Below are 23,406 nucleotides of genomic sequence, written 5' to 3'. Positions count from 1 at the left end.
ATTCTAAGGAGTGTCAGGCTGCTAATAAAATACATGGGCACAGCACTAAAAGCTCCCTCGCCTGCGAAAATGGTTTCAAATTCAGATACAGCCACGGGCAAGGGAGCCCAAAGGATACAGCATCAAAATTTTCACCCTGAAAGAAAGGCCAAACGAAGCTAAGTCATTCTAAGGAGTGTCAGGCTGCTAATAAAATACATGGGCACAGCACTAAAAGCTCTCTCGCCTGCGAAAGAAATGATGTAAATAGGATCAAATCCAATTCGCGGGAGAGGGCGGGGGGAGAGGGTATCAAATCAAAAGCCTGGATGCGGCACAGTACATTTTTAATCGGTATCTGCTTCCCGGACGCACTCATCCAGGCTGCTTTTGAGACAGACATTCCTTAGCTTGACGACTATCTGGGAGGCTTAATATATGATGCGTAAAACTAATCCTCGACATTGTCTAATTTAGACAATATCAAACTAGTCGGTTTAGCCAGCCCCACAGAATCCAATTTTTCTTTGGGAAACCATGTTCCTGTTGATTCAGACAATTGACTCGTCATTGGTTGGGTTTTAATGCTTAATGCATTTATTTCTAAATGAAAATGGCTAAATCGGTGTTTAAAGGAGATCAAATGTTTTGGAGACTCTCCATTAAGCGCATAATTATCTTGAATAAAATCTAAAGGACTATCATCAATTTCCAAACTGGGCAAACACCATAAACCTCCCCATAACCCTGTCGGTGGTCTTTTTTCCAGATAAATTCTATGTTGAGCATCCTGAAGAACCAGAAATTGCTGGTGTTGAACTGGAATTGGTTTCTTAATTTTTTTTGTGGGATATTGAGATTGCTCCTCATTGATAAATGCCTGACAATTATCCCGAACAGGACAATTAAAACAATCTGGTTTTTTGTTAGTACAACATGTTGCCCCTAAATCCATAATGGCCTGAGTGTAATCTGCACAGCGCTGTACAGACATACATGAACGAGCTAAATCCCACATTATTTTTTTTACCTGAGCTTGTTCTGGCCATCCTTTAATTAAAAAATAACGAGCTAAAACTCGTTTGACATTACCATCTAATATTGCAGCAGGTTCATTAAAGGCCTGAGAGACAATTGCAGCGGCTGTTGATGGTCCTATTCCAGGTAAATTGATAAGGTTATCCAGGTCTTTGGGGAATACTCCCAGGTAGATTCTACTGATTATTTTAGCGGTGGCATGCAGGTTCCTTGCTCGGCTATAGTAACCAAGGCCAGACCATAAGGAGAGCACTTCATCTTCTTCTGCATGAGCCAAAGCATCAACCGTAGGGAAACGCTCCATGAAACGCGTAAAGTAGGGGATAACTGTTTGAACCTGAGTTTGCTGTAGCATAATTTCAGATACCCAAACTCTGTAGGGATGACGAGGAGTCTGCCAAGGCAAATCCTTGCGCCCATTTACGTCATACCAGGCAAGTAAGGGGATAGTAAACTGTTTCTGTATTAATTTATTTCTCAACGGAGCAGCCCTTTTATTGTACCCTCAAGCTTCTTTATTGGTTTTTCAAGTGTTGTTGTTATTAATAACTGACTCAGTAACGGATTTATCATTTTTAAATCAGGTAAAACTACAGGATGTTCTAGTGTTCCAGATACATTAAGAGGGAAATGTCCTCCCAGAGCTGATTGCATTTTTTGCAATGAACTGTCCGTCGAATTGTTATTTAGGCTGGCTTTTAATTTTGCATTGAGTTCGTGGCTGACTAGGTGCAGAGAGCCTTCCCCACTCACTTGTAATTTATCCGTTTGCAACAATAGTGAGTCACTGATTAGTTGCTTGTTGTGTACTTGATATTGAATGTTAGCTAATTTAAAAGGAGTATTTCCTTTAGCTGATTTACTTGAATCCCAGTCAGATAGTTGCAGGGATTTCTTGGGGTGATCGGGCTTGCCGCTGCTGAAATTACTTAATTGTTCTTTTAAAGTGGCAATTAATTGATTCAGATTTATATTATATATTTCACCATCTTTTATAGTGATATTTCCTTTCCCACTGATATGCTCAAGCCCAGAATCATTTAATGGTACTGTTGCATGAACAGAGTAGTCGAGATTTCCACTAACGGCTTCTCTGCCTAATAAGGCCGCCATCAATAACTTACCATCCAGATTTGTGGCTGTTTGATTTAATGCAATTTGCTGATTAGCAAAATTGTAATCCATATCACCTATAGATTCACCGTTATACAAAGAGAGAGTAAGAGGATTAAAGGTAATTCCATTTTTATTAGGCTTAATTGTTGAATTAAGTTTACTGATGGCAAATTGGTTTAATAGAATATTCTGAATATTAAGTTGTCCTTCGATAGATGATTGTACGAGTCCGTCTTGTATTTCATTGACTAGTGACGATGCAATAACCATTCTTCCTTTAAAATTGATACTCGCTTTTGCAATGGACACAGGGGCTGCCTGAATTAATCGTGCTTTTATTTGAATGGGGAATGGGAGTTTTGCCGTATTGAATTGTTCAATACCCACCTGTACATTTTTGAAAACAGTCGAACGGCCATTTTTATGAATGCTGATTTGACCATGACTCAATACTAAATTTTGAATAGCAAATTGATGACTTACCGACTCATTATTTTTGGCTGATGATTCATCGTTTATTTTTTTTGCTTTGGGTACGTTTTTATTTATCTGTAATTTCATTCCATCTACATTTATTTCACTAAAAACAAAATTGCCTTTTAATAATGGAGTGATTTGTAAATTCAATAATAAGGTATCAATTGATAAAAAGTAATCTTCACGTATGTTTTCATCACCAATTTGAATTTTGCTGAATTTTAATCCTGGTCTTGGGAAAACCTGCCAAAAAATATCGCCATTGATCTGGCTTTTTTTATGAGTAATGGCGGTTATTTGATTATTTATCAGATTTTTGATTGTTTCTGGTTTTATATTTTTAGCCAATATCCAGAGGGCGACAACTGCAAATATGATTAAGAAGAATACAGCAAGCAGAGATTTTCCTAGCAATTTCATAGGACAGAACCGGGAGTTAAAAAAAGAAGCATATAGATATAGACAGGCCTGTCAAGTTGAACTTTAAAAAAATAGTGTTTTTCTGAGGTTCAATTTAAATCACCTTTCAAAATAAGCCAAATACCAGGTTCTGTGAACGAAATTTTAATTCATTGTAAATAAGTAGTCGTTGCCAACGAAGTGAAGCAATCTAGTCCCGGATTTTAGCGAAACATCACTCAATTGCTTTATTAATGCTCGCAACGACAGATTTTTGCGCGACAAACAAAACTTGTTCACTGACCCTAGTGTTTTATCGCTAGATTGTATGCAAATGGGCGCTTATTGGGCATCAGAACAAAAGATTGCTCTATTTTTTTCTTTCTGCGCAGAAACCAATGTTTATGCCGAATTATAGGCTACTATTATTATTATAAAAAAGGCGATGGCTATTGAAAGTATCGTACCGCCAATTTAGACTGAATAATAGAAATCGACTTAAGATACATGTTAATTCAATAGTGCTTATATTGAACTCGTATGATTCCGATTTTATTTGATAGCAGTTGTTTTGTAAGCGCAAAGATATATAGCATTAACCAGTATACCTGGTGCAGTATAAAGCTTGGTGGTGATGCTATGAGATGTAGATTTCTTTTTCAGGATGTACTCAGGATGAGTTGACTAATCAAGGAGATCGTCATGCATCAAAAACAATCAGAGATTGTGGTGCTAAAACCTACCACTGTCTTTTTAGCATTTCTCGCGTCACAATTACCTGAAGATGATTTGCCAAGTTTGAAAACATTACAAACTGACAACACAGCTTATGTGATTCCTCGCCATAATTCCGATGAAAAAACCTTGAACGAAATCGAAAAACATTTTTCGACTATGTTCCGGCATGAGATTTGTCGATGGCTAGGGACTGAGGCGCGTAATCAAATCGAAACCAGTTTCCTGGACTTTTTATGCTGTTTCAAATTTGAATTGCATAATCATATTATTTTGATGGAACCAACTATGGAAGATGGTCATCAATTACTGAATATCAAACCACGTACCATGCTGATGCATTGGATGAAATCGGCAGTTGAGGAGCAAGAAGAATTGGCTAATGTCATGGAGCGAGTCAGTTTGTCGCAATTAGCAGAAAATTCTACTGTGATGGTGAAAAATTTTACTGGTTTAGAAACCGTAAAGCCTTTTTTGCAGCAGTATTACCTGCCAATCTTCGAAACTGCAATGAAGCGAATGTCTACTCAGTCTGATGAATGGCCAGAAATAACTTCATTCCAGTCTTTCAGTAAGTATTTTACCGTTGAAATACATACTCAATTGATTCATTTGCATTAATAAGGAGCCGACTATGGAACCTGTGACTATAGCGCTTATCTGTGCGGCTTCTTTTGGAGCTGTCGTAGCCATATCTGTGTTTATCAGACAATTAATATTGAGTCGAGATAAGAATTTAAATGATGAAGCACAAAGAAAAGCCATCACTCAGGAAGCAGGTGAGCTTGAAAAAATGCGGGATCAAATGCAAGCTAACAAACGTTTCGATTCTCATTATAAGGTTCTTGGTGCCAATAAAGACGCCATTATCTATCTGGATACGAAAATCGAGGATATTCTTCGTAAAAAAACGCAACTAGTTGAGCGTTATTCCCAAGTTTCATTAAAAGAATCAGGTGCTATTGTTGATGGGGAAATTTCTGCAGAACGTAAAGCTGCTTGTGATCGATTAAAAAAAGAAATAGATGATGAAATGAAGTTCTATGATAGTGAATTGGAACATCTACAAAAAAGAAGAGCCTCATTGTGGGACACTCATACCCATCTGCAAGAATATTTACTTGGGCAAGAGAAAGCTCGTAATGAAAGCCTGGATTTCATCTATAAGCAACATTCAGGACTTCTTGAAAAAATTTATATTCGCCATACTGATCACAGTGAGCATATTGCAAAACACACCATTGATGCAGGAACTTCATCATTTAAAATGATGATTTTGGCTCCGATACAATTTTTATTACAGTATTTCAATATTTCAACAGGAATCTCCTTTGATCAATCAAAAATTGAAAAAGCAGCAAGGGAGGATGTTGAGAGCACTGAAAGTGATATCAACGATTCGGAACGAATTGACGATGAGGTTAAAAGTGATACCGATATAAACAGCGATGACGAGTATCGCTCAAAAAGCGATGATTCCAAAGAGGATTCAGATGATGATATTGATTCTGAAACAGATTCCAGAATAATGTTTGTTTAAAAATAATTCTTTTGATTTGTTTGGTGACATTTATGCTGTCATATACTACAATATGGTTCCTGCGTGTCCTTGTTTGGTGCGTAGGATATTTAAAGTCCAATTTTTGCAAAACTAGGTTACACTTAATAAAAGAAGACTTTAAACCTTTGGTTGCACAAGGAAAATGACTCGTGATCTATATAAAACGTGATAAGGATGGTCGGATTTGTGCCATATATAATCAAGAGAGCGCAGAATCTACGGAACAAATTGATATTGATAATCCTGAGGTGGTTGAATTTTTAATTCACTGCGATAAAAATTTTCAATTGAAATTTGTCCAGTCAGATTTGCAATTAATTCGCGTGCTTGAAGACGTAATTGACATTTTAATGGATAAAAATATCATTACTATAACGGATTTTCCGCAACCCGTAATCGATAAGTTATTAGCACGCCAGGCCTTTCGCAAACGATATGCTGGTGCTGCTGGTATGGAGTATAACGAAGATGATGAAGAAAAGTAGTTTGTTGTTTAAAGCATGGATTTTAAGTTTTACCCTTGTAACCCCTGGATTTAGTTTAAATTTAGATACTCTCCTACCCGATGAACGAAATACGGTTGATATATTTCAAAAGTCAGCTTCTAAAGTAGTATATGTTCATCGCCTTGCTAACGTTACTAATCATTCTTTGCAAAAAATGCATGTACCTGCGGGAGCGGGTTCTGGAATCATCTGGGACGACAAAGGTCATATAGTGACTAATTATCATGTGATTAAAGGTGCTGACGATCTGTCTATTACGCTGGGTAACATGACCGTGCCTGCAAAGATCATTGGGGCTGAGCCTCGTAAAGACATTGCTGTATTAAAAGTGAAATCGCCACAGGCATTGTCTTATTTGAAATCTTATAAACCTTTTTCAATAGTACACACTAATGATCTTATTGTTGGACAAAAAGCAATAGCCATTGGAAACCCTTTTGGGCTAGACCATAGCTTGTCAAAAGGTGTTATTTCAGCATTAGGACGAAAAGTTCCAGGTATCGGTGGTGTGACCATTCATAACATGATTCAAACTGATACTCCTATTAATCCTGGCAACTCAGGCGGTCCTTTGCTTAATAGTGCAGGTCAGCTGATTGGATTAAATACCATGATTTATTCACGAACAGGAGCATCTGCAGGAATTGGTTTTGCAGTACCGGCAGATGATATCGAAAAAATTGTCACCCAAATTATTGGTCATGGTCGAGTTGTTCTTTCAGGTATAGGTATTCAACGTGTTGAGCCTAATGTTGCTAAAAAATTAGGTGTTAAAAAGGGCATATTAATCGCAGACGTGCTACCTAATACTCCAGCTGCCAAGGTAAATCTGCATGGAACACACCGAGACCAATGGGGACGTATTGTGATGGGGGATGTTATTGTTGCCTTGAATGCTCATCCAGTCCCCAACTATGATGTGTTATATAATTTACTGACTGAAATTAAAGTAGGGCAGGAAGTGACTCTTTCCATTCAACGAGGCAATAAACAAATGGATGTTAAAATGAAAACCATCGATATTGCGGCTCTATAATTATTTTTACAGCGATTAAAAGCCGGTAAATGTACCGGCTTTTTTTTGCCTGACAGTGTAATAAAATATATACCGGTGGCTTTGGGGGGCCGATAGTAGATTCAATTGCTACAGATAGGATAAGATGTAGATCTTTTCAAAAGTCATAGTCTAAGGATAAAAGGATGTTACTTAATAAAGAAGATTCCCTCTTATTATTGGTTGACGTACAAACAAAATTGGTTCCATTTGTTTTAAACCATGACGACTTTATTTCTCGCTGTGAATGGTTATTGAAGCTTGCCAATAGGTTAGGAGTACCTGTTTTGGCTAGTGAACAATACCCAAAAGGTCTTGGCCCCACTGCTGAATCACTCCATCCGTATTTTTCAACAGAAGAGTGTATCGAAAAAGTTCATTTTTCCTGCATGCAGCAACCAGAGTATTCCCAACGCTTAAATCAATTGAAAAAAAATCAGTTGATACTAATTGGCATAGAAGCCCATGTCTGCGTTTTACAGACAGCAATGGAAATGAAAAGTGCAGGATATGAAGTTTTTATCGTAGTGGATGCTGTAAGCAGTAGAAATGAGCAGGATTTGAAATATGCTTTAAAGCGCATGAAGCAGGAAGGTATTCATTTAATAACAGCAGAAATGGTGTTTTTTGAATGGATAAGGGTAGCAGGTACTCCTGAGTTTAAAGCCTTAAGTAAAGAATTTTTACAAACAAATTGAACGGAGCATAATAGTGAATTTTGATAATCAAATTGCATTGGTAACCGGTGGCGCATCAGGTATGGGTAAAGCATGTGCTGAATATCTCCAGCAGCGCGGAATGAAAGTGGTTATCTGGGATAAACAGGAGCAAAGCGAACAAAATGTAGATTTATATATTTCCTGCGACGTAACCAGTGACGAATCGGTCGAAAATGCAATGAAACAGACAGTCGAGCAATTAGGCGTACCCAGAGTATGCATCAATTGTGCAGGAATTGCTCCAGCCAAAAGAATCGTTGGTAAAGAAGGAGCCATGCCCTTATCCGCATTTAAACAAGTAATTGAAGTTAATCTTATCGGCACTTTTAATGTCATGCGTGTCGCCGCTCATGCAATGAGCACTCTTGAGCTGGAAAGTAAATCTCAAGAACGCGGGGTAATAATTAATACTGCTTCCATTGCTGCATATGAAGGGCAAATTGGCCAGGCAGCCTACAGCGCTTCAAAAGGGGGAGTAGTCGCGATGACCTTGCCAGCAGCTCGGGAATTAGCTCAGTTCGCGATAAGAGTAAATACCATCGCCCCTGGTCTGATAGCAACCCCCATGTTGCTGAATATGCCTCAAGAAGTACAAGACAATCTTGCCGCCTCAGTTACTTTCCCTAAACGTCTAGGCAGACCAGAAGAGTTTGCTGCTTTAGTCGGGCAGGTCATTGAGAATGGGATGATTAATGGGGAGGTTATTCGCCTGGACGGTGCCCTGCGCATGCGCTGAACGGGTGTCTTTGGTGCATCTTGCGAGATCTCGTCAGGGAAAAAAATGCTCATGTACTTAATGTACACTCCGCTTTTTTCCCTGACGAGATTTCACAACCTGTACTCAAATCCATCCGTTCAGTCAATGGCGTCAACTTAAGAAACATGGATTTGTCCTCTCTCCCTTGGGGAGAGAGTTAGAGAGAGGGAGAGTGAGGCTATTGCCTGTTCAGTTACTTTCTTGGTTGTACTTCATTTGACGTTTTTAACTTTTATGTGAGCAAACATGTTTGCCTAAACACTAGACTATTTACAAAGCTGGTTACCTAATCATGCTAATGATGGTGAACAGAATGGATTATTAGCAACCGAAGACACTTCAAGTGATGAACTTATTGATTTTGAAATCGAAACAATTCAACGGATGTGATGATTGACCTTTTAGTACACCAAACTAAAGACCCGGAACCTACTTTTGATCCCCATAAATACACTATTGATGGATGCCTGTTTAATAGCAGAACGATGTTTAACATTAAGAGCGATTACTCCCAACTGATGTATCCTCAGCTTAGAGACTGTATTAATATTCTCGAAAACATGCCCTCTGCAAAACAGTTGACACAAATTGAATGGGGTCTTGGTATAATGAGCACCTTATCTATCTATGCTTCACCATTTGCTACATGGACCATTGGTTATGTACTAAAAGGTGCAGAATTAACTGCCATGGTTGAGCATAAAATCAACCAGCTTAAACAACGAGGAGAGACATACATTCCAGGCCCCAATTCACCTTTAGCAGAAATAAGAGAAATGAAGCAACAGCTTCTTCTTCTCAATTATATGGTTCCGCTCGTCACCGCAATATTTCCGTTTATATTCACTTTTTTTCTTCTTCATAGAAGGAGTTTTCAAGAACTAACTATTCTGAGTAGAGAGGAGTATAAAAAAGCTTTGTCTCAATATGATATCCTTCTAAATCGCTTAACAGAACAAAAAACTGACGATGTTGAGAAAATTGTGAATATGCTCGAATTGATGCAATGTCCTTTAACAAAAAGATCTGATTTGCTTGAAGGTCTGTATAAATTCAAGTCAAAATATGATGGCGTTTATTTATTTTGGGCTGGCACACGAAATTCATTTTTTAATCAGAATGATATTTACCGAACTATTTTTTCTACTACAGAGCGGTTATTAATTGAGGACAGGGGACTTAATTTGAAATAAATGAGGTAATAAATTCCGGCAACCTCAAGAGGAAATAAATTATTATCACTCAATCTGAGATTGCACGGATTATTGTCTGGGCATTTCGAAACTAGATTTTAGGTTGAGAATCGTCCTTCTCTAGTTCCTGCTCAACAACATCAATAGCTACAGCTACGGCAGGAGTTCGGTTAAAGAAACTCAGAAAACGAGGTATGCTTGGTACGTGCGGTAATACGGAATAAACCAAACTACTTAAAGATACTTGTTCTGATTCCAGAGGTTGTGGCAGGTTATCAAGAGATAGTTCTTGCGGGTGGTTAGCTACATATTGATTACTGGCTTGAATATAGGGAGATACCAGTGTCTCATATACACCTTGCCCATTGTTATACTGCATATAATACAAATCAGCTAGATGAGTATTAACTTCTCCTTCATCATTTCTTCCGTATTTTGCTGCCAGATACTCTTCTCCTTCGGGGCTTATTTCTGCCCAATGCAGAGTACTATAAGCATCTCTGTGAGTACGAAATCCCTGAGGGCAAATATCTATAAAGTTAGGTTGCTCGCGATTGCGCTCTACCAAAGCTGCCAATGTTGCGTTACCAGGATCAAGCAAACCATCACCTCTATGATTCACATGAACCTGATACGGTGTTACTTGATTATAGCTGTCTCCTGTACGAATATTCCAACCCGTATAGCGCAGCAGGGGAGAAACTACAGGTTTTAATGATGCTGTCCAGGGGCTTTGGTTCATAAGGCCTTGTACTGCTTCTTGAAAAGAAGAAAAGGTGTTATTTAAAATACAACGAATTTCTACACCGCTTTGTTTCTTAAATTCATCACTTATCTTTTTCTCAACAACCGCTCCAAAAGAATCCCCTTGAAAAATGATGTTGTCGATAGGGATTCCTTGGTGCAGTAAATGATTGGTGAGTGCCAGACCAGTGTTCACCAAATCATTCACTTCTAAAACTTCGCCTCCTAATCGAGACATACCGGGATATTCAAAAGCGTAATAGCTTGCTCCTGTTGTATGTACAGCTTTTGCAAGATCGTCTAAACAATCCTGATATAAGGTACATATGCCTGTAAAATAGACAACATGTTTTCCTTGTTCATTGGCTGTGTGGGATGTACTAGTACTAATATTAGATGGAGTGTTTACAGAATTATTATGGAAGGCTACAACCTCTGTGCTGCATCGCGATTTGTTCGCAAGAGTCACATCTATTTGATGACGCTTAAGATTGATGCCCTGAAACGCATCATAGTATTTTCCTTCAGGTTGACGCTGAGCTTGTTCAAAAAACAGCAAATCTCTCTTCCAGAGACATCTCTGAATTACCGAAGCCATTTTTAACATACCAGTCTTCACGATTTGCTGGAAATGTTCCCGCACCTATTTGCTTTTGTAACAACGTTTGTAAATACGAACCTGGCATTTCTTCATTTCCTTAATAGTTGGTCGCTTATAATTATATATATTGCGTTTATATTGAGTAATTGTTTGTTGCTGAAAACCACCTTATTGGTTCTTGATGGAAAATAAGGTACTTGTAATAACGAGATCATCTTTTGAGTTATTGATGAGCTTTGTTAGAGGGAAACATGTAATTACGTCTTCCAATCACTTAAAATAATGACAGAGTTGGATTATTTAGTGATTTTTATTTCAGACTCTGTTCTTATAGGTTGTTGGGCAGATAAGGTCTTTTCAATTTAACTTCGGCATTTGCTTTGCTGAGCTTGCTAAGCCCAGCAGGAGAGTACTGATAGTCATACTGATTCTATGCTTTCTGATGATGATTAGTATCTGTTGATGATTTAAGATCGCCGTTAGAAGTATAAACACTCATTGATTCAGTCTTGTTTCCAGATAAGGTGTTGACAATTTGTTGACGGGTATGGATATTATTGGCTATTACTTGGCCATTAATGGTGTTTAAATCGCGACATATGCTGAGCTGTTCGGCCAGTTTATTGTTAAGTATATTTATTTGCTGGGTGTCATTTGCCGGACAATCTTTCAGAAATTCCTGTAATGCTATGCCAGGGGCAAGGTCTACGTTGGAACCATTGATAAGAGCCATGCGCTGTTTGGCACTTGCTTCCAGTTGTACCGATAAATTTTGTTTCTTCTCTGCCAGAACATCCAATTGATCAAATTGTCGTGTTTCCAGGACGGTTCTTTCTTCAGACAAAAGAACATTAAGATGTTCTATCCAGTTAATTTCTTGTTCTAAATGGTCTATCAATGTTTTTGCATTATTATTGTTATTCATTAAAAATCTTCCTGAAAGTTAAGCCATTTCTACATTTTGAAACATATTCATCGCAATTTTGTTGCTGTTAATCTGATAGCTTCCAGAGTTTATTTCAGCTTTAAAATACAGTACGCGAGCCTCATTTATTTCTGGAATATCCTTTAAAGAGGCTTTCAATGCTTCTAATTGCTTTGAAGTGTCGCTCAAATTAACATTGTCAACAGATACTGTATTTTCGATTGATGAATGTTTTGATTCTTGTTGTTTCGCTTTTAAGCGATTGTCTGAGTCAATATGCTTCATATTGGCCGAATCATTAATTTGGTTAACCATACAGTAATCCTCAATCACGTTTAACATAGTTATCGGCTCCTTTAGCAATTTCTTTAGTTTATTTTGAGTAATATTTGGTCAATATTAATAAAATAACGTGTTACATCCCAAATAACTACTTATAAAGTTACTTTTACTGTTTTATTTCCAGAAACCTCGGCTTCAATAACACGTTTTGACGAAAGATTTTTTACTCTGACTGATTCGCCAAGTGCTCCTTCACTCATTGCAATGCCACCCATACTCACTGATAAGCCTTCATCGCTAGCAACTATGGTTACCTGTTCTCCTCTATGAACCATTTTTGCCAGCTCAATGTTATAAGGGTTTAATGGGTTGTCAGGGGAAATATCATGCTTACAAACAAGGCCAATTAATTCACGGCTATCGGTAAAATATCCCTGTTTTAACCTTTGAGTATCCATTTCTATTGGATAAATGTCATCACTGGTGATGCGTTTCCCTTTAATTAACGCCCGTTTTGCAACTAATACTGTTTTTAATACATTAATTCGGACTGGAACATATAACGTCCAATGATTATTCTCCTCCATACACTTTATGCCCATTGTATTGGTACTTAGCATTGGTGTTTGGTAGGGATTGAACAGCTCGAGTTTCTCTTCTGCACAGGCTCTGAGGTTTAAACGTGGGTCTAGTTTGTCAGCTTGAACCTGTACTCTTCCTTGGGTATGCGTTGAGAGTTCATTTAAGACGTAAGATTCAATTTTATTTTTCAATAGATCAAGTGATTGTGCAGGTTCTGCATACGAACTGATGCTTGCAAAAAATATCAAAACACTTAGTATGCTCTTTTTCACAACATTAATCCTTTTTGTTATTATTGACACACTTTATATAAGCAATGAATTAAAAGCAATAATCAGGCCAATTATCAGGAGTATAAAATGAGAAACTGCTTGGGAGTCTGCCTGCTGATATTATTCGAGTTTTTTGCACCAGTATATGCAAATAGCCATCACCCGCAGGAGTTTTTAAAATCGATTATTGGCGCCAAAGATGAAGGCGAACAAATTTATAAGCATTATTGTGCCAATTGCCATGCGCAAAAACCATTAATTTCTTTAGGTGCTCCACGAATTGGAGAACAAGTGGATTGGAAATTGAGACTGCAACAAGGTTTTGATGTGCTTTTTTTACACACAGACGAAGGTTTTAATGCAATGCCTCCAAGAGGCGGATGCTTTGAGTGCTCAGATAGACAGATCGCCCTCGCTGTGGTCAGCATGATTCCAAAAGAGGCACAAAAAAGCCTTTTAAAAGAACTTGAAGAGCACAAAAAATACAGACAGTAAAAAAATTTATAAAAAAAGCTAAACCTATTTTGAGATCTCCCGATACAGTAAAAAAAAGAGGGAGATATCAAGTGAAAAAACAACTACTGTTAGTTCCTGTTTGTGCTTTGGCGGCTTCTTGTGCATCAATGGACAGATCTACTGCTGTTGTCGATGATGCGGGTTATACTCATTACACCATGAGTATGGAATCGGATCATAAGGGAGCAAATTATTTCCCGGAAAAAAGAGAGCCGACTGGGAAGAAGGTTTTTGTGTTTGATCCTAAAGCGACTGCCTGGGCAGCTTATGACGCTCAGGGGAATAGGGTAAAAACAGGAAGTGCATCGGGTGGGAAAGATTTCTGTGAGGATGTAGGCAGACCTTGCCGTACGGTCACCGGTAATTTCAAAGTTTATTCTAAAAAAGGCGAGGAATGTACTTCCAGCATCTATCCTATTGAAACAGGGGGTGGTGCGAAAATGCCTTACTGTATGCACTTTAGTGGTGGCTACTCGATCCATGCTGCATATGAAGTACCTAATTATAATGCCAGTCATGGTTGTATCAGGGTTCTACCAAGCGCTGCAAAATGGTTGAATCAAAATTTCATGGATGTTGGAACTTCTGTAATAGTTAAACCATACTAATAGATGTGAGTTAAGAATTAATGCTTCTCCACTCTAGCCCTGTATATTGCAGGGCTTTTTTTCTCTTGTGATTTAGCTATGACACACCCATAAGGCGTGATACTTGGTTGTCAGTTCATTCACCAATACTAAAACAATGCCTGCATACAGGTATTATTTAAAAATCAAGTCAATAAATTAACACTAATCCCTCCATACTGCATTGCATAGCCTGGTGAATCAATAAACGCTGATGCCTGATGGGTGTTTACATAATAAATAGTAAAAAAGAGCACTTTGGACAGAGGACCGTTTATTCCCATCCCCCATTGATAAGTCGGACTGGAATTTGTTTCTGAATCCGAAAGATCTTTAATATATTGTCGTCCAAAACCGCCATCTAAATAATAATGCCAGGTTGGACCCAACTTCCTTCCTAGTTTTACTAATACCTTTTTTTCTTGATATTGAGCAGGGCTGAAATAATCACGCGATCTGAACTTATTGGAAAATCCTCTCACTATTGCCATGGTAGTTAATCCTAAATCTGGATTAATAAGCAGGGATGGGGCGAAATAATAGCCATTTCTTTCATTTTTATCACTAATGTCCATGTGAGAATAAGAGCCATCAAGAGACACGTATGGAAGTGGACTAATCGTGAGATTTGTTCCATATAAGGTATTAGTAATTCGGTGATTAAATGCAGGGAATGTTTCCAGAACTTCTTTTTGTCCTAGTAATTTAAATTTTATATAGTCGTTTGGCGTTAGAGAGCCTGCAACGTTCCACAAGATAGGAGACCAATTATCACGTTGCCCAATAGTACGGTTTTTATACTCCATCGGTTCCACCTTACCATCTAAAATAAGGTAGCGGCCCGGTCTTATAATTTGGCCAATGTAAAATCCTTTTGCATCCATTGCTCTAAAGTAATCCTGGCTATATTTTATGTACTCAGGCCCTAAAACAGTTTGACTTTGTTGATTCCAATAATGCCTGTAATCAATTACCGTTTTGCTTTTGGAAAATGTCTCAGAATCCATTGATGTATAATAAGATGGGGTAATTATGTTGGGCCAGGTAGCTAAATTCGTTTGCCATACCAGGTCTTTTAAATCTCTGCCTAAGCCTGATTGTAAATTGACTTGCTCAAGCGTTTCACTGTATTGAGTCAGTATATTTTTTGTTATGTCGGACCAATCAGCCCATGAGCTTGCTTGCGATGCAGCAATGACCATTTCTGGTGTTGTAAAAACTAATTCGGGAGGAATCTTGCTATAAGCTAATCGAGGCCGGTCATAATAGGAAAGACTCTTAACCATCCCTGCTAATGCAAGTTCACGTTGTTTTTTTGATAAATTGTAATGCAATAATTCTTTGTAGATATTTTTGGCCCTGACATAACGAGCCATCCAAAATTGCATTTTGCCCATCCCAAATAATGCAATAATTTTATATTTGGGTTTATTGGTGCTATTAAAAGCTTCTTGGTAATAGTTAAAGGCAAATTGAGGCTGGTTTATCATGGCCATGCTTTCTGCTGCCAGAAGATACAACAGTGGGCTTTTCTCTGCTTCCAGATACCACTTGATTGAATCGTATACTTGTTTTCCATTATTTGATTCAAGATATTTTTGGGCTTGTTCTATTTGAGTACCTATCTTTAATTGGTTTAATTGTTCTATAAATTCTTGCTTCTTTTGCTCTACGCCGGGAATCTTATGAGCAGAGGTCATTCTGTCTAAAAGAAACAAATAATGTTCTGCATTTTTTCTATTATTTAATGACAGTTGCATTTTTATCATGCCTAAGAGGGCAATAGAACGTTCACTTAAATTGTTACTGGTGGAGTAAGCCTTGTGGAAATAAATAAACGATTGATTGGGATTATCTAAAATTGCCATGCTTTGAGCTGCAATTATAAACAGTTCGAAAAGGTTTTGTGAGGCTAAATAGGGCTCAATTAATGTATAGGCTTCTCGCCCTTGGTTTTTATTAATTAATTCACGTGCTTCTTTAATTAGAGCTTCCTTTTTGAGCTCATAAGCTTCTTTTAAGCCTGCATTTGCCAGATTTGAATCTTCTTTATCCAGTGGCGTAGACAACAGATGTTTATATGATTTTATTGCGTCGTTATAATTTAACAACCAGAGTTGGGTACGGGCAATTTTAAACAAAGCAATTCGTTGCATATCGTCATTATGAGTAAGTAAAGCCTTCCTGTAAGCTTCTTGAAAATTACTGAGTGCCTTGGTTGGCTCTTCCTTTTCGGCAAGCTGATTGCCTGTTTTAATTAAGTTGGTTGCCAGGATATTTATTTGCTCCTGAGCGGTTTTAAATCCAGAGTTTGCAACAGCATAATCTTCTTTATCCAATTTCATGGACAATAAAACAGTATAGGTTTCCGCTGCTGCTTCATATTCTTTTTGTAGTGTTTGCAGTTTACCAATTTTAAACAACGCGACACGTTGAATAACAATATTATTGGCTTGTTTTCCATGTTCCAGAGCCGATGTATGGCTATTTAATCCCTTTTGTATGTAACCGAGAGCAGTGTATGTATCGCCTAAAGTCAGCTCAACATTATAATTCTTTTGTTGTTGCTCCAGCTGCTCTAATACAATCAATGCTTCTGAAAATTTGTTTTGATTATACAACTTCTTAGCCTTTGAATACTCTTGCCAATAGGTATTTCCTGCAGTATCTGCATAAGAGAAGTTCATTATATAATTTGTCAGTGCAATAATAAGCAGCTTCCGGATAAACAATTCAATCTCCATATTTTTGGATTGATATTCGACAAGAACGTCAAAATATTCCTATTATTTTTTAGTGCCCCAAGTTTTTTTTCGTCGCAGAAACTCCGAGGTATAACCATAGATCACAGCCGGATTCATCATTATTTGATAAAACAGGACATAAAGTATAAATCCCAATATATTTTTTCTGACTTTAAATTTGTTTCGTTTAAATAAATCACTCTGTCCAATATAAAAAATTAAATTACTCAATATTCCAAGAGGCAAGACTGCAAGTGTCATGGGACCTGCTATATAAAAATAGCCGAAGAATGCCGCAATTAAACCTGGTATAAAAATGAAAAAAAATACATTATCAAATAAGATAAAAAATAAATTCCAATATACATAGAATGTCGAGAGGCGGGGGCGCAACAGTATGTCTGGATATTGACGAAAGGCTTCTAATAAACCTCTTGCCCAGCGACTTCTTTGAAAGAAAAATTGTTTGTATGTTTCCGGAACATTGGTAAATGATATTGCGTGTTCCGCAAAATCAATTCGGTAGCCTTTATTTAATAACGCCCATGTAAGCACTATATCTTCACCTACTACTTCTGGCCAACCGTTTACTTCCTCTAATGATTCTTTGGTATAAACTGAAAAGCACCCCTGAGCAACTAAAGTACCTTGGTATAAACTTTGAGAGCGTTTGATAACGGCAATTGCATGAAAATAATCCCATTCCTGAATGCGTGTCATCAACGTGGCTCTGGAGTTTTTAACATAAACAGATCCTGCACATGCAATTGTACCTTTGGGGCCAGTTAAAAGTTTCATCATGAGTTGTTTTATGGCTGCAGATTGCAAATAAGTATCTGCATCGATGGTGATGATGTACTCAGTGGTTACATGCTTTAGTGCCAAGTTTAATGCTGCAGCCTTTCCTTTATGTCCGGCTTGCAAAATATGTAGATTGTTTAATTTTAGTTTTTTTGCATTTTCAACTGTTTTATCGTCAGAGCCATCATCTATAAGCACAACTTTAATTAGAGCAGGATACTCCTGTTTTTTTATTGAATTTAAAGTGAACTCAATAGAATCTTGTTCGTTGTAGGCAGCGATTAAGACTGTAACTGGAGGATATTGATTATTATTAGATTTATTTTTACGAGAATCAGTTAAATAACTGAACAATAAAAACATGTACATAAAACCAGGAATTAAGGCTATAGACAGAATAATAATTAAGGAAGGCAGGAGGCCAACAAGATGTGCCAAATCATTTATCCAGGGGATAGATAAATAGAAACAGAAGATAAACCATGCAAAGGCTATAATGAAATTGAATAAAAACTTGGTTCTTACTTTAATATACATGAATGTACCTAAATTTCATTACTTGAAACAGTCGTGAGCAATATCGAACAAGTATACAGGATATGATGCTATTTAATTTCCAATGTTGCAATTCAGAATCGGTGATTATTACTGCATGGCACTCAGAGGGCTTGATAATAATCGTACTGCAACATACTATCGTGTTTTTTAAATCGAGAGTAGAACTATATAATGATATTGTGTATCGATGTTGGGAATTCTCATATATATGGTGGGGTTTTTGAAGGGGATGAAATCAAGTTGCGGTTTCGTCACACGTCCAAAGTCAGCACTTCGGATGAATTAGGTATTTTTTTGAAAAGTGTTTTAAGAGAAAATAATTGTTCTCCAGAAGGAATCAAACACATTGCTATTTGTTCTGTGGTTCCTCAATTAGATTATTCTTTGCGAGCAGCTTGTGTAAAGTATTTTTCCTCTGAGCCTTTTTTCTTGCAGGCTGGAGTTAAAACAGGATTAAACATCAAATATCGCAATCCTGTGGAGGTTGGGGCTGACAGAATTGCCAATGCAATCTCTGCAACCCACATTTACCCGAATCAAAATATAATAGTGATTGATTTTGGTACCGCAACTACCTTTTGTGTCATAACGGCACAAAAGGGATATCTGGGAGGAGCGATTTTGCCTGGGGTGCGCTTGTCTGTAGATGCATTATCCAAAAATACTGCTAAATTACCTTCTGTTGAAATCATCAAGACAGAACAGGTTGTTGGACGATCAACTATTGAGAGCATTCAGTCTGGAGTATACTACGGTGTTCTGGGGGCTTGCCGGGAATTAATCCAGAGAATAAACCAGGAAGCATTTTCTGGTGATAAGGCATTGGTTTTAGCTACCGGAGGTTTTGCTTCATTATTTGATAAGCAGGATTTATATGATCATCTGGTTCCAGATCTCGTGCTTCAAGGCATACGATTAGCTGCTTTGATGAATGCATCGTAATTCGTGAAATAAAATGATGTGGGTATGACCAGACCGTTGTGCACTAAAATACTTATCCCCGCTATTAGTACCCGTCTTAATCACACTACATGTAAGTCGGGATCATGATCTAATAGGCTGCTTTAAGAAACCGATATTGAAATTTAGCACTATTACTCTTTCTCCCGTGATATGAACCTTTGAAGTGTTCCATGAACGTGGGAGAGGGCAGGGAGCACTGCCATTAAGTTAAGAACAGTACGTCATCCCTCGTCGCTAGCTCCTCAGGATGATGGCCAAATTCTTAACTTAATGGCGGTAAGGACTGAGAGAGGAAAAATACTGCCTTCATTCAAACGTTACACTCTAGGCTTACGGCCCGGAGCTACTAATTCATCAAGTTTGCATTACAAGATGCTTTTTCTAGATTTGGGCATTAAATCTCAACTGATTCGCATAAATAAACATAGGCTAGCTAATCAATTATATGCATGTTTTATTGTTTTTCAGTTCTTTTTTCGAGCACCACTCTCTTCTTGCCTCATAAATTTCAATTATTTTAACAAAAAAGTGGGATTTCAGCTTGACTGGTGAAGAAATGTGTTTCTATAGTGTATAAAAGTGGGTTAAAATAATAAAAAAGTGGAGAATTGTGGAGGGGATGTAATCCACCACTTGGGAAATACTATGTTTCGTGGAATAAATAGCATCACCATAGACACTAAAGGGCGATTGGCTATCCCAACCCGCTACCGAAGTGCATTAGGTGCAGAGGAAAAAATTCCTTTGGTGGTGACTATTGATACCGAAGAAACATGTTTACTTCTCTATACCGCTGCTCAATGGCAGGTAATCGAAGATAATTTGCAAAAACTACCTAGTTTTAATGCGGCTGCACGTCGAATTCAGCGATTATTAATCGGTCATGCCAGTGATGTAGAGGTAGATACAAATGGCAGAGTTCTTTTACCAACAGTTTTAAGAAATTATGCCAAGCTGGAAAAAGATGTAGTGATGATAGGGCAGGGTAATAAATTTGAAGTATGGAATAAAGAACTTTGGGAATCCAAGCGCGAACAATGGTTAGCAGATGAGGCATCTGGAACTGATGGATTACCTGATGAAATGAAAACGTTTTCTCTGTAATGGAAACTTAAATGGCAACGCATCAATCAGTATTACTACATGAATCAATCAATGGTTTGGTCATCAAAGCCGGGGGAACCTATTTTGATGGGACTTTTGGTCGTGGTGGACACAGTCAGGAACTATTAAATCATTTAAATGACAGCGGAAAACTATTTGCCATTGATAAGGATCCTGATGCAATTCAATACGCCAAAGATCATTTTGGCCTTGATAAACGATTTGGGATATTTCATGGTTCTTTTGCTCAAATCAAGGATTTTGCATCTGAAGCAGGTGTTCTTGGAGCTGTAGACGGAATTTTGCTGGATTTGGGCGTGTCTTCTCCTCAGCTTGATAATCCTGAGCGAGGCTTTAGTTTTATGCAGCAAGGCCCATTGGACATGCGAATGGATCTGACGCAAGCTGTGAGTGCTGCCAAATTTGTTAACGAAGCTGAGGTGGATGAAATGGCTTCGATATTCAGATTGTATGGTGAAGAGCGTTTTGCTGGAAGAATAGCTAAAGCAATTGTGGAGGCCCGAAAAGAGAATCCAATTACGACAACTTTGCAACTTGCAGAAATAGTTAAAGAGGCTAATCCTAAGTGGGAAAAACACAAACATCCTGCCACTCGTGTTTTTCAGGCCATCCGAATTCATGTGAATCAGGAATTGACCGATTTAACGAGTTGTTTGGAACAGTGTCTTGACGTTTTGGCGCCAGGCGGGCGATTGGCTGTGATTAGTTTTCATTCCCTTGAAGACCGGATAGTTAAACAATTTATGAGAGATAAAGAACAAGGACAAAGACCACCACCGGAAGTACCAATTAGATATGAAGAAATGAAGACAGGATTTAAACGTGTAGGTAAAGCGATTATGCCGCAAGAAAATGAAGTAAAAGACAATGTCAGATCACGAAGTGCAGTGCTTAGGATAGGGGAGAAATTAGCATGAATGCTGCAGCTAGAGTAATAAATCAAAGTAATTTATTCAATGGTCATTTGGCAGATATGCATATGTCTAAATCAATTTATATGTTGATAATCTTGTTAGCTGCCGTATTAGTGAGCGGTTTTACTGTAATCTATAGTACGAACTCCTATAGATCTACACTAAGCCAGGTTGAACAGGAAGAGCAGCAAACTCATTTTTTCCAGCTGCAGTGGGGGCAGTTATTGTTGGAGCAATCCAGTCTGGCGACTCCGGCTCGAGTTCAGGAGTTAGCTACAGAACAATTGGGTATGACCTTCCCTGATTCTAAAAATACCTATTTACTTCATGCACAATGAAGACAGTTCTTCATTGTGAAGAATGAGCACGGTCAATACATGAGTTTAATATTTCGACTAGAATCGCCTCGAAAAAATTTAAGACTTCATGTACACTCCCTACTCAACAATAATCAGCACATATGGGATAACTTTGTGCCCAGGTCCACAATTTTGAGTAGTCATCCATGAAAAAAACACATCATTTTGCTCGTCTCGTCACTGTAGCTGTTTTTTTTTCCTTGATATTACTTGTTTTAATCTGGCGAATGGTAGATTTGACTGTTTTGCATCGACAATTTTTACAAGGTCAGGGTAATGCTCGAAGTTTGAGAGTTGTAGATATTCCTGCATACCGGGGAATGATAACTGACCGTAACGGTACCCCCCTGGCAATTAGTACTCCTGTTGAATCTGTATGGGTTAATCCTAAGGAGTTTTCTCCTGATGAAGAACAATTCATGCAGTTCGCTAAATACCTCAATTTAACCCCAAAACAATTGAGCAGGAAAGTTGTTGATGCTCAAAATCGTGAATTTCTTTATTTAAAAAGACAGTTGCCTCCTCCACTTTCTAAAAAAATCAAAGCATTAAAAATTCCGGGAGTAAATTTTCAGAAAGAATTCAAACGTTTTTATCCCGATTCTGACAGCATTTCTCAGTTGATAGGTTTCACTAACGTAGACGATCAAGGACTGGAAGGAATTGAGTTGGCCTATCAAGATTGGTTGATGGGGGTAGTGGGTAAAAAACGAGTAATTAAAGACAGATTAGGTCGTGTAATAGAGGAACTCGGGGTTTTAAAAGAGCCGCGCCCAGGACATGAACTGTCATTAAGTATCGACAGACGACTGCAGTATCTTGCTTATAGTGAATTAACCAAAACAGTAGAGGAGTTTGCAGCTAAATCGGGTTCAGTGGTTGTTCTTGATGCTGAAAATGGTGAAATCCTGGCAATGGCCAATGTGCCGTCCTATAATCCAAACTCACGAGGACGATATGATAAAGACTCCTATAGGAACAGAGCATTAACCGATACCTTTGAACCTGGTTCAGTGATTAAGCCGTTCAGTATTGCCAGTGCGCTAGAAACCGGTTTATTTACGCCTAATACAATTATTGATACTAATCCCAGCTGGATGAGTGTACAGGGTCGTACCGTACGAGACGTGCATAATTACGGTGTATTGGATGTAACTGGTGTATTGCAACACTCCAGTAACGTGGGAGTGACCAAAATGGTATTGGCTAGTCCCCCCGAACAGCTTATTGGCCTATTGCAACGAAGCGGCTTTGGACAAAAAACTGAAAGTACTTATCCTGGAGAGAGCGACGGCTCTATAGTCAAAGCTAAAGATGCTAAACCGTTTGTCCTGGCTACGTTAGCCTTTGGTTATGGAATGTCTGCTACTGCTTTGCAGTTGGCTAAAGCCAGCTTAATTTTTGCTAATGGCGGGAAGCTGATACCAGTCACTATTATTCATAACGATACACCCACGCCCGGCGTTCAGGTAATACAATCCAAGACTGCGGAGCAGGTCTTGGCAATGATGGAAGCCGTACTAGGAAAGGATGGTACTGGAAAAAGTGCTCGAGTACCAGGTTATCGTGTTGCGGGAAAAACAGGAACTGCTCGCATAGCTGGTAAAAATGGATATAAAGATAGAAAATATATTGCCAGTTTCATAGGTATAGCGCCTGTATCCAAACCTAAGTTTATTGTAGTGGTCATTGTTCATGAACCTACTCGCAAAGGTTATTACGCAGCAGCAGTTGCGGCACCTCTCTTCTCTAAGGTGATGGCAGGCTCCTTGCGCTTATTTAATATACCTGCTGATGACCCAGTGGGGTAGTTTATAAAGAGAATAGACTAAGACATTTAACTTGAACGAGGTTAATACC

23 protein-coding genes are annotated in these 23,406 nt (G+C 38.2%); 14 read left to right on the top strand and 9 right to left on the bottom strand.

The window, feature by feature from the left end:
• Positions 1-430 precede the first annotated feature (430 nt).
• Together mutY and Q0495_RS03245 are read right to left on the bottom strand one after the other, a co-directional pair.
• On the bottom strand, positions 431-1,498 hold the full coding sequence (mutY, locus tag Q0495_RS03250) for an A/G-specific adenine glycosylase (RefSeq protein WP_298622968.1): 1,068 nt from the start codon (positions 1,496-1,498) through the stop codon (positions 431-433).
• On the bottom strand, positions 1,495-3,030 hold the full coding sequence (locus Q0495_RS03245) for an AsmA family protein (protein WP_298622965.1): 1,536 nt from the start codon (positions 3,028-3,030) through the stop codon (positions 1,495-1,497). Before Q0495_RS03245 ends, mutY begins: the two co-directional genes overlap by 4 nt.
• A 681-nt stretch (positions 3,031-3,711) precedes the next feature.
• Between Q0495_RS03245 and Q0495_RS03240 the strand changes: the two genes are divergently transcribed.
• The 7 genes from Q0495_RS03240 (at position 3,712) to Q0495_RS03210 (ending at position 9,534) form a co-directional block, all read left to right on the top strand.
• Positions 3,712-4,365 (top strand): hypothetical protein, encoded by a 654-nt coding sequence (locus tag Q0495_RS03240; protein WP_298622963.1) that lies wholly within the window; start codon positions 3,712-3,714, stop codon positions 4,363-4,365.
• A 13-nt stretch (positions 4,366-4,378) separates the two neighbouring features.
• A complete protein-coding gene (locus Q0495_RS03235) occupies positions 4,379-5,284 on the top strand; it encodes a hypothetical protein (protein ID WP_298622960.1) in 906 nt (301 codons plus the stop codon).
• Between the two features lie 170 nt (positions 5,285-5,454).
• A complete protein-coding gene (locus Q0495_RS03230; RefSeq protein ID WP_298622957.1) occupies positions 5,455-5,790 on the top strand; it encodes a hypothetical protein in 336 nt (111 codons plus the stop codon).
• Positions 5,774-6,847 carry a trypsin-like peptidase domain-containing protein gene (locus Q0495_RS03225; RefSeq protein ID WP_298622955.1) on the top strand — a complete coding sequence of 358 codons (1,074 nt, stop codon included), beginning with the start codon at positions 5,774-5,776 and terminating at the stop codon, positions 6,845-6,847. The genes Q0495_RS03230 and Q0495_RS03225 overlap by 17 nt, the downstream gene beginning before the upstream one ends.
• A 164-nt stretch (positions 6,848-7,011) precedes the next feature.
• Positions 7,012-7,563 carry a hydrolase gene (locus tag Q0495_RS03220; protein ID WP_298622953.1) on the top strand — a complete coding sequence of 184 codons (552 nt, stop codon included), beginning with the start codon at positions 7,012-7,014 and terminating at the stop codon, positions 7,561-7,563.
• 13 nt (positions 7,564-7,576) lie between these two features.
• A complete protein-coding gene (locus Q0495_RS03215; protein WP_298622951.1) occupies positions 7,577-8,320 on the top strand; it encodes an SDR family NAD(P)-dependent oxidoreductase in 744 nt (247 codons plus the stop codon).
• A gap of 410 nt (positions 8,321-8,730) precedes the next feature.
• Positions 8,731-9,534 (top strand): hypothetical protein, encoded by an 804-nt coding sequence (locus tag Q0495_RS03210; protein ID WP_298622947.1) that lies wholly within the window; start codon positions 8,731-8,733, stop codon positions 9,532-9,534.
• A gap of 91 nt (positions 9,535-9,625) precedes the next feature.
• Here the strand turns inward: Q0495_RS03210 and sdbB are convergent, their stop codons facing one another.
• From sdbB to flgA, 5 genes are all read right to left on the bottom strand, one after another.
• Complete coding sequence (gene sdbB / locus Q0495_RS03205; RefSeq protein ID WP_298622945.1) at positions 9,626-10,837, bottom strand: Dot/Icm T4SS effector alpha/beta hydrolase; 1,212 nt, start codon at positions 10,835-10,837, stop codon at positions 9,626-9,628.
• Positions 10,824-10,964: a hypothetical protein gene (locus tag Q0495_RS03200; RefSeq protein ID WP_298622942.1), complete on the bottom strand. Its 141-nt coding sequence runs from the start codon at positions 10,962-10,964 to the stop codon at positions 10,824-10,826. Before Q0495_RS03200 ends, sdbB begins: the two co-directional genes overlap by 14 nt.
• Positions 10,965-11,309: 345 nt before the next feature.
• Positions 11,310-11,804 carry a flagella synthesis protein FlgN gene (locus Q0495_RS03195; RefSeq protein WP_298622940.1) on the bottom strand — a complete coding sequence of 165 codons (495 nt, stop codon included), beginning with the start codon at positions 11,802-11,804 and terminating at the stop codon, positions 11,310-11,312.
• 18 nt (positions 11,805-11,822) lie between these two features.
• Positions 11,823-12,146, bottom strand: coding sequence for a flagellar biosynthesis anti-sigma factor FlgM (gene flgM, locus Q0495_RS03190; protein WP_298622937.1), 324 nt, complete (start codon positions 12,144-12,146; stop codon positions 11,823-11,825).
• A gap of 92 nt (positions 12,147-12,238) precedes the next feature.
• Complete coding sequence (flgA, locus tag Q0495_RS03185) at positions 12,239-12,940, bottom strand: flagellar basal body P-ring formation chaperone FlgA (protein ID WP_298622934.1); 702 nt, start codon at positions 12,938-12,940, stop codon at positions 12,239-12,241.
• An 87-nt stretch (positions 12,941-13,027) separates the two neighbouring features.
• Here flgA and Q0495_RS03180 point away from each other — a divergent pair, with 87 nt between their 5' ends.
• Together Q0495_RS03180 and Q0495_RS03175 are read left to right on the top strand one after the other, a co-directional pair.
• Complete coding sequence (locus tag Q0495_RS03180) at positions 13,028-13,435, top strand: c-type cytochrome (RefSeq protein ID WP_298622931.1); 408 nt, start codon at positions 13,028-13,030, stop codon at positions 13,433-13,435.
• Positions 13,436-13,506: 71 nt separating this feature from the next.
• Positions 13,507-14,064 (top strand): L,D-transpeptidase, encoded by a 558-nt coding sequence (locus Q0495_RS03175; RefSeq protein ID WP_298622929.1) that lies wholly within the window; start codon positions 13,507-13,509, stop codon positions 14,062-14,064.
• A gap of 164 nt (positions 14,065-14,228) precedes the next feature.
• Here the strand turns inward: Q0495_RS03175 and Q0495_RS03170 are convergent, their stop codons facing one another.
• The gene (locus tag Q0495_RS03170; RefSeq protein ID WP_298622928.1) at positions 14,229-16,814 is read right to left on the bottom strand and encodes a hypothetical protein; all 2,586 of its coding nucleotides are present in this window, start codon (positions 16,812-16,814) and stop codon (positions 14,229-14,231) included.
• 54 nt (positions 16,815-16,868) lie between these two features.
• On the bottom strand, positions 16,869-18,164 hold the full coding sequence (locus Q0495_RS03165; RefSeq protein ID WP_298622925.1) for a glycosyltransferase family 2 protein: 1,296 nt from the start codon (positions 18,162-18,164) through the stop codon (positions 16,869-16,871).
• 192 nt (positions 18,165-18,356) lie between these two features.
• Here Q0495_RS03165 and Q0495_RS03160 point away from each other — a divergent pair, with 192 nt between their 5' ends.
• The 5 genes from Q0495_RS03160 (at position 18,357) to Q0495_RS03140 (ending at position 23,357) form a co-directional block, all read left to right on the top strand.
• Positions 18,357-19,127, top strand: coding sequence for a type III pantothenate kinase (locus Q0495_RS03160; protein ID WP_298622923.1), 771 nt, complete (start codon positions 18,357-18,359; stop codon positions 19,125-19,127).
• Between the two features lie 666 nt (positions 19,128-19,793).
• Positions 19,794-20,252 (top strand): division/cell wall cluster transcriptional repressor MraZ, encoded by a 459-nt coding sequence (gene mraZ / locus Q0495_RS03155; RefSeq protein ID WP_298622920.1) that lies wholly within the window; start codon positions 19,794-19,796, stop codon positions 20,250-20,252.
• A gap of 11 nt (positions 20,253-20,263) precedes the next feature.
• Positions 20,264-21,190 (top strand): 16S rRNA (cytosine(1402)-N(4))-methyltransferase RsmH, encoded by a 927-nt coding sequence (rsmH, locus tag Q0495_RS03150; protein WP_298622918.1) that lies wholly within the window; start codon positions 20,264-20,266, stop codon positions 21,188-21,190.
• Positions 21,187-21,525, top strand: a complete 339-nt coding sequence (ftsL, locus tag Q0495_RS03145; protein WP_298622916.1) for a cell division protein FtsL — start codon at positions 21,187-21,189, stop codon at positions 21,523-21,525. The genes rsmH and ftsL overlap by 4 nt, the downstream gene beginning before the upstream one ends.
• Positions 21,526-21,692: 167 nt before the next feature.
• A complete protein-coding gene (locus Q0495_RS03140; RefSeq protein ID WP_298622914.1) occupies positions 21,693-23,357 on the top strand; it encodes a penicillin-binding protein 2 in 1,665 nt (554 codons plus the stop codon).
• The last annotated feature ends 49 nt before the right edge of the window (positions 23,358-23,406 follow it).

Source organism: uncultured Legionella sp., assembly GCF_937871865.1.
GTDB lineage: Bacteria > Pseudomonadota > Gammaproteobacteria > Legionellales > Legionellaceae > Legionella.
Note: the sequence above shows the minus strand (reverse complement) of the source record. Positions and strands in the feature narration are given on the sequence as shown.

What these genes read in the sequence shown, in the direction of transcription:
- mraZ (WP_298622920.1), top strand. Translation starts at nt 19,794, where the DNA reads ATGTTTCGTGGAATAAATAGCATCACCATAGACACTAAAGGGCGATTG.
- rsmH (WP_298622918.1), top strand. Translation starts at nt 20,264, where the DNA reads ATGGCAACGCATCAATCAGTATTACTACATGAATCAATCAATGGTTTG.
- Q0495_RS03240 (WP_298622963.1), top strand. Translation starts at nt 3,712, where the DNA reads ATGCATCAAAAACAATCAGAGATTGTGGTGCTAAAACCTACCACTGTC.
- Q0495_RS03140 (WP_298622914.1), top strand. Translation starts at nt 21,693, where the DNA reads ATGAAAAAAACACATCATTTTGCTCGTCTCGTCACTGTAGCTGTTTTT.
- Q0495_RS03165 (WP_298622925.1), bottom strand. Translation starts at nt 18,164, where the DNA reads ATGTATATTAAAGTAAGAACCAAGTTTTTATTCAATTTCATTATAGCC.
- Q0495_RS03180 (WP_298622931.1), top strand. Translation starts at nt 13,028, where the DNA reads ATGAGAAACTGCTTGGGAGTCTGCCTGCTGATATTATTCGAGTTTTTT.
- Q0495_RS03235 (WP_298622960.1), top strand. Translation starts at nt 4,379, where the DNA reads ATGGAACCTGTGACTATAGCGCTTATCTGTGCGGCTTCTTTTGGAGCT.
- Q0495_RS03195 (WP_298622940.1), bottom strand. Translation starts at nt 11,804, where the DNA reads ATGAATAACAATAATAATGCAAAAACATTGATAGACCATTTAGAACAA.
- flgM (WP_298622937.1), bottom strand. Translation starts at nt 12,146, where the DNA reads ATGTTAAACGTGATTGAGGATTACTGTATGGTTAACCAAATTAATGAT.
- Q0495_RS03200 (WP_298622942.1), bottom strand. Translation starts at nt 10,964, where the DNA reads ATGCCAGGTTCGTATTTACAAACGTTGTTACAAAAGCAAATAGGTGCG.
- Q0495_RS03160 (WP_298622923.1), top strand. Translation starts at nt 18,357, where the DNA reads ATGATATTGTGTATCGATGTTGGGAATTCTCATATATATGGTGGGGTT.
- Q0495_RS03245 (WP_298622965.1), bottom strand. Translation starts at nt 3,030, where the DNA reads ATGAAATTGCTAGGAAAATCTCTGCTTGCTGTATTCTTCTTAATCATA.
- Q0495_RS03225 (WP_298622955.1), top strand. Translation starts at nt 5,774, where the DNA reads ATGATGAAGAAAAGTAGTTTGTTGTTTAAAGCATGGATTTTAAGTTTT.
- Q0495_RS03220 (WP_298622953.1), top strand. Translation starts at nt 7,012, where the DNA reads ATGTTACTTAATAAAGAAGATTCCCTCTTATTATTGGTTGACGTACAA.
- ftsL (WP_298622916.1), top strand. Translation starts at nt 21,187, where the DNA reads ATGAATGCTGCAGCTAGAGTAATAAATCAAAGTAATTTATTCAATGGT.
- Q0495_RS03210 (WP_298622947.1), top strand. Translation starts at nt 8,731, where the DNA reads ATGATTGACCTTTTAGTACACCAAACTAAAGACCCGGAACCTACTTTT.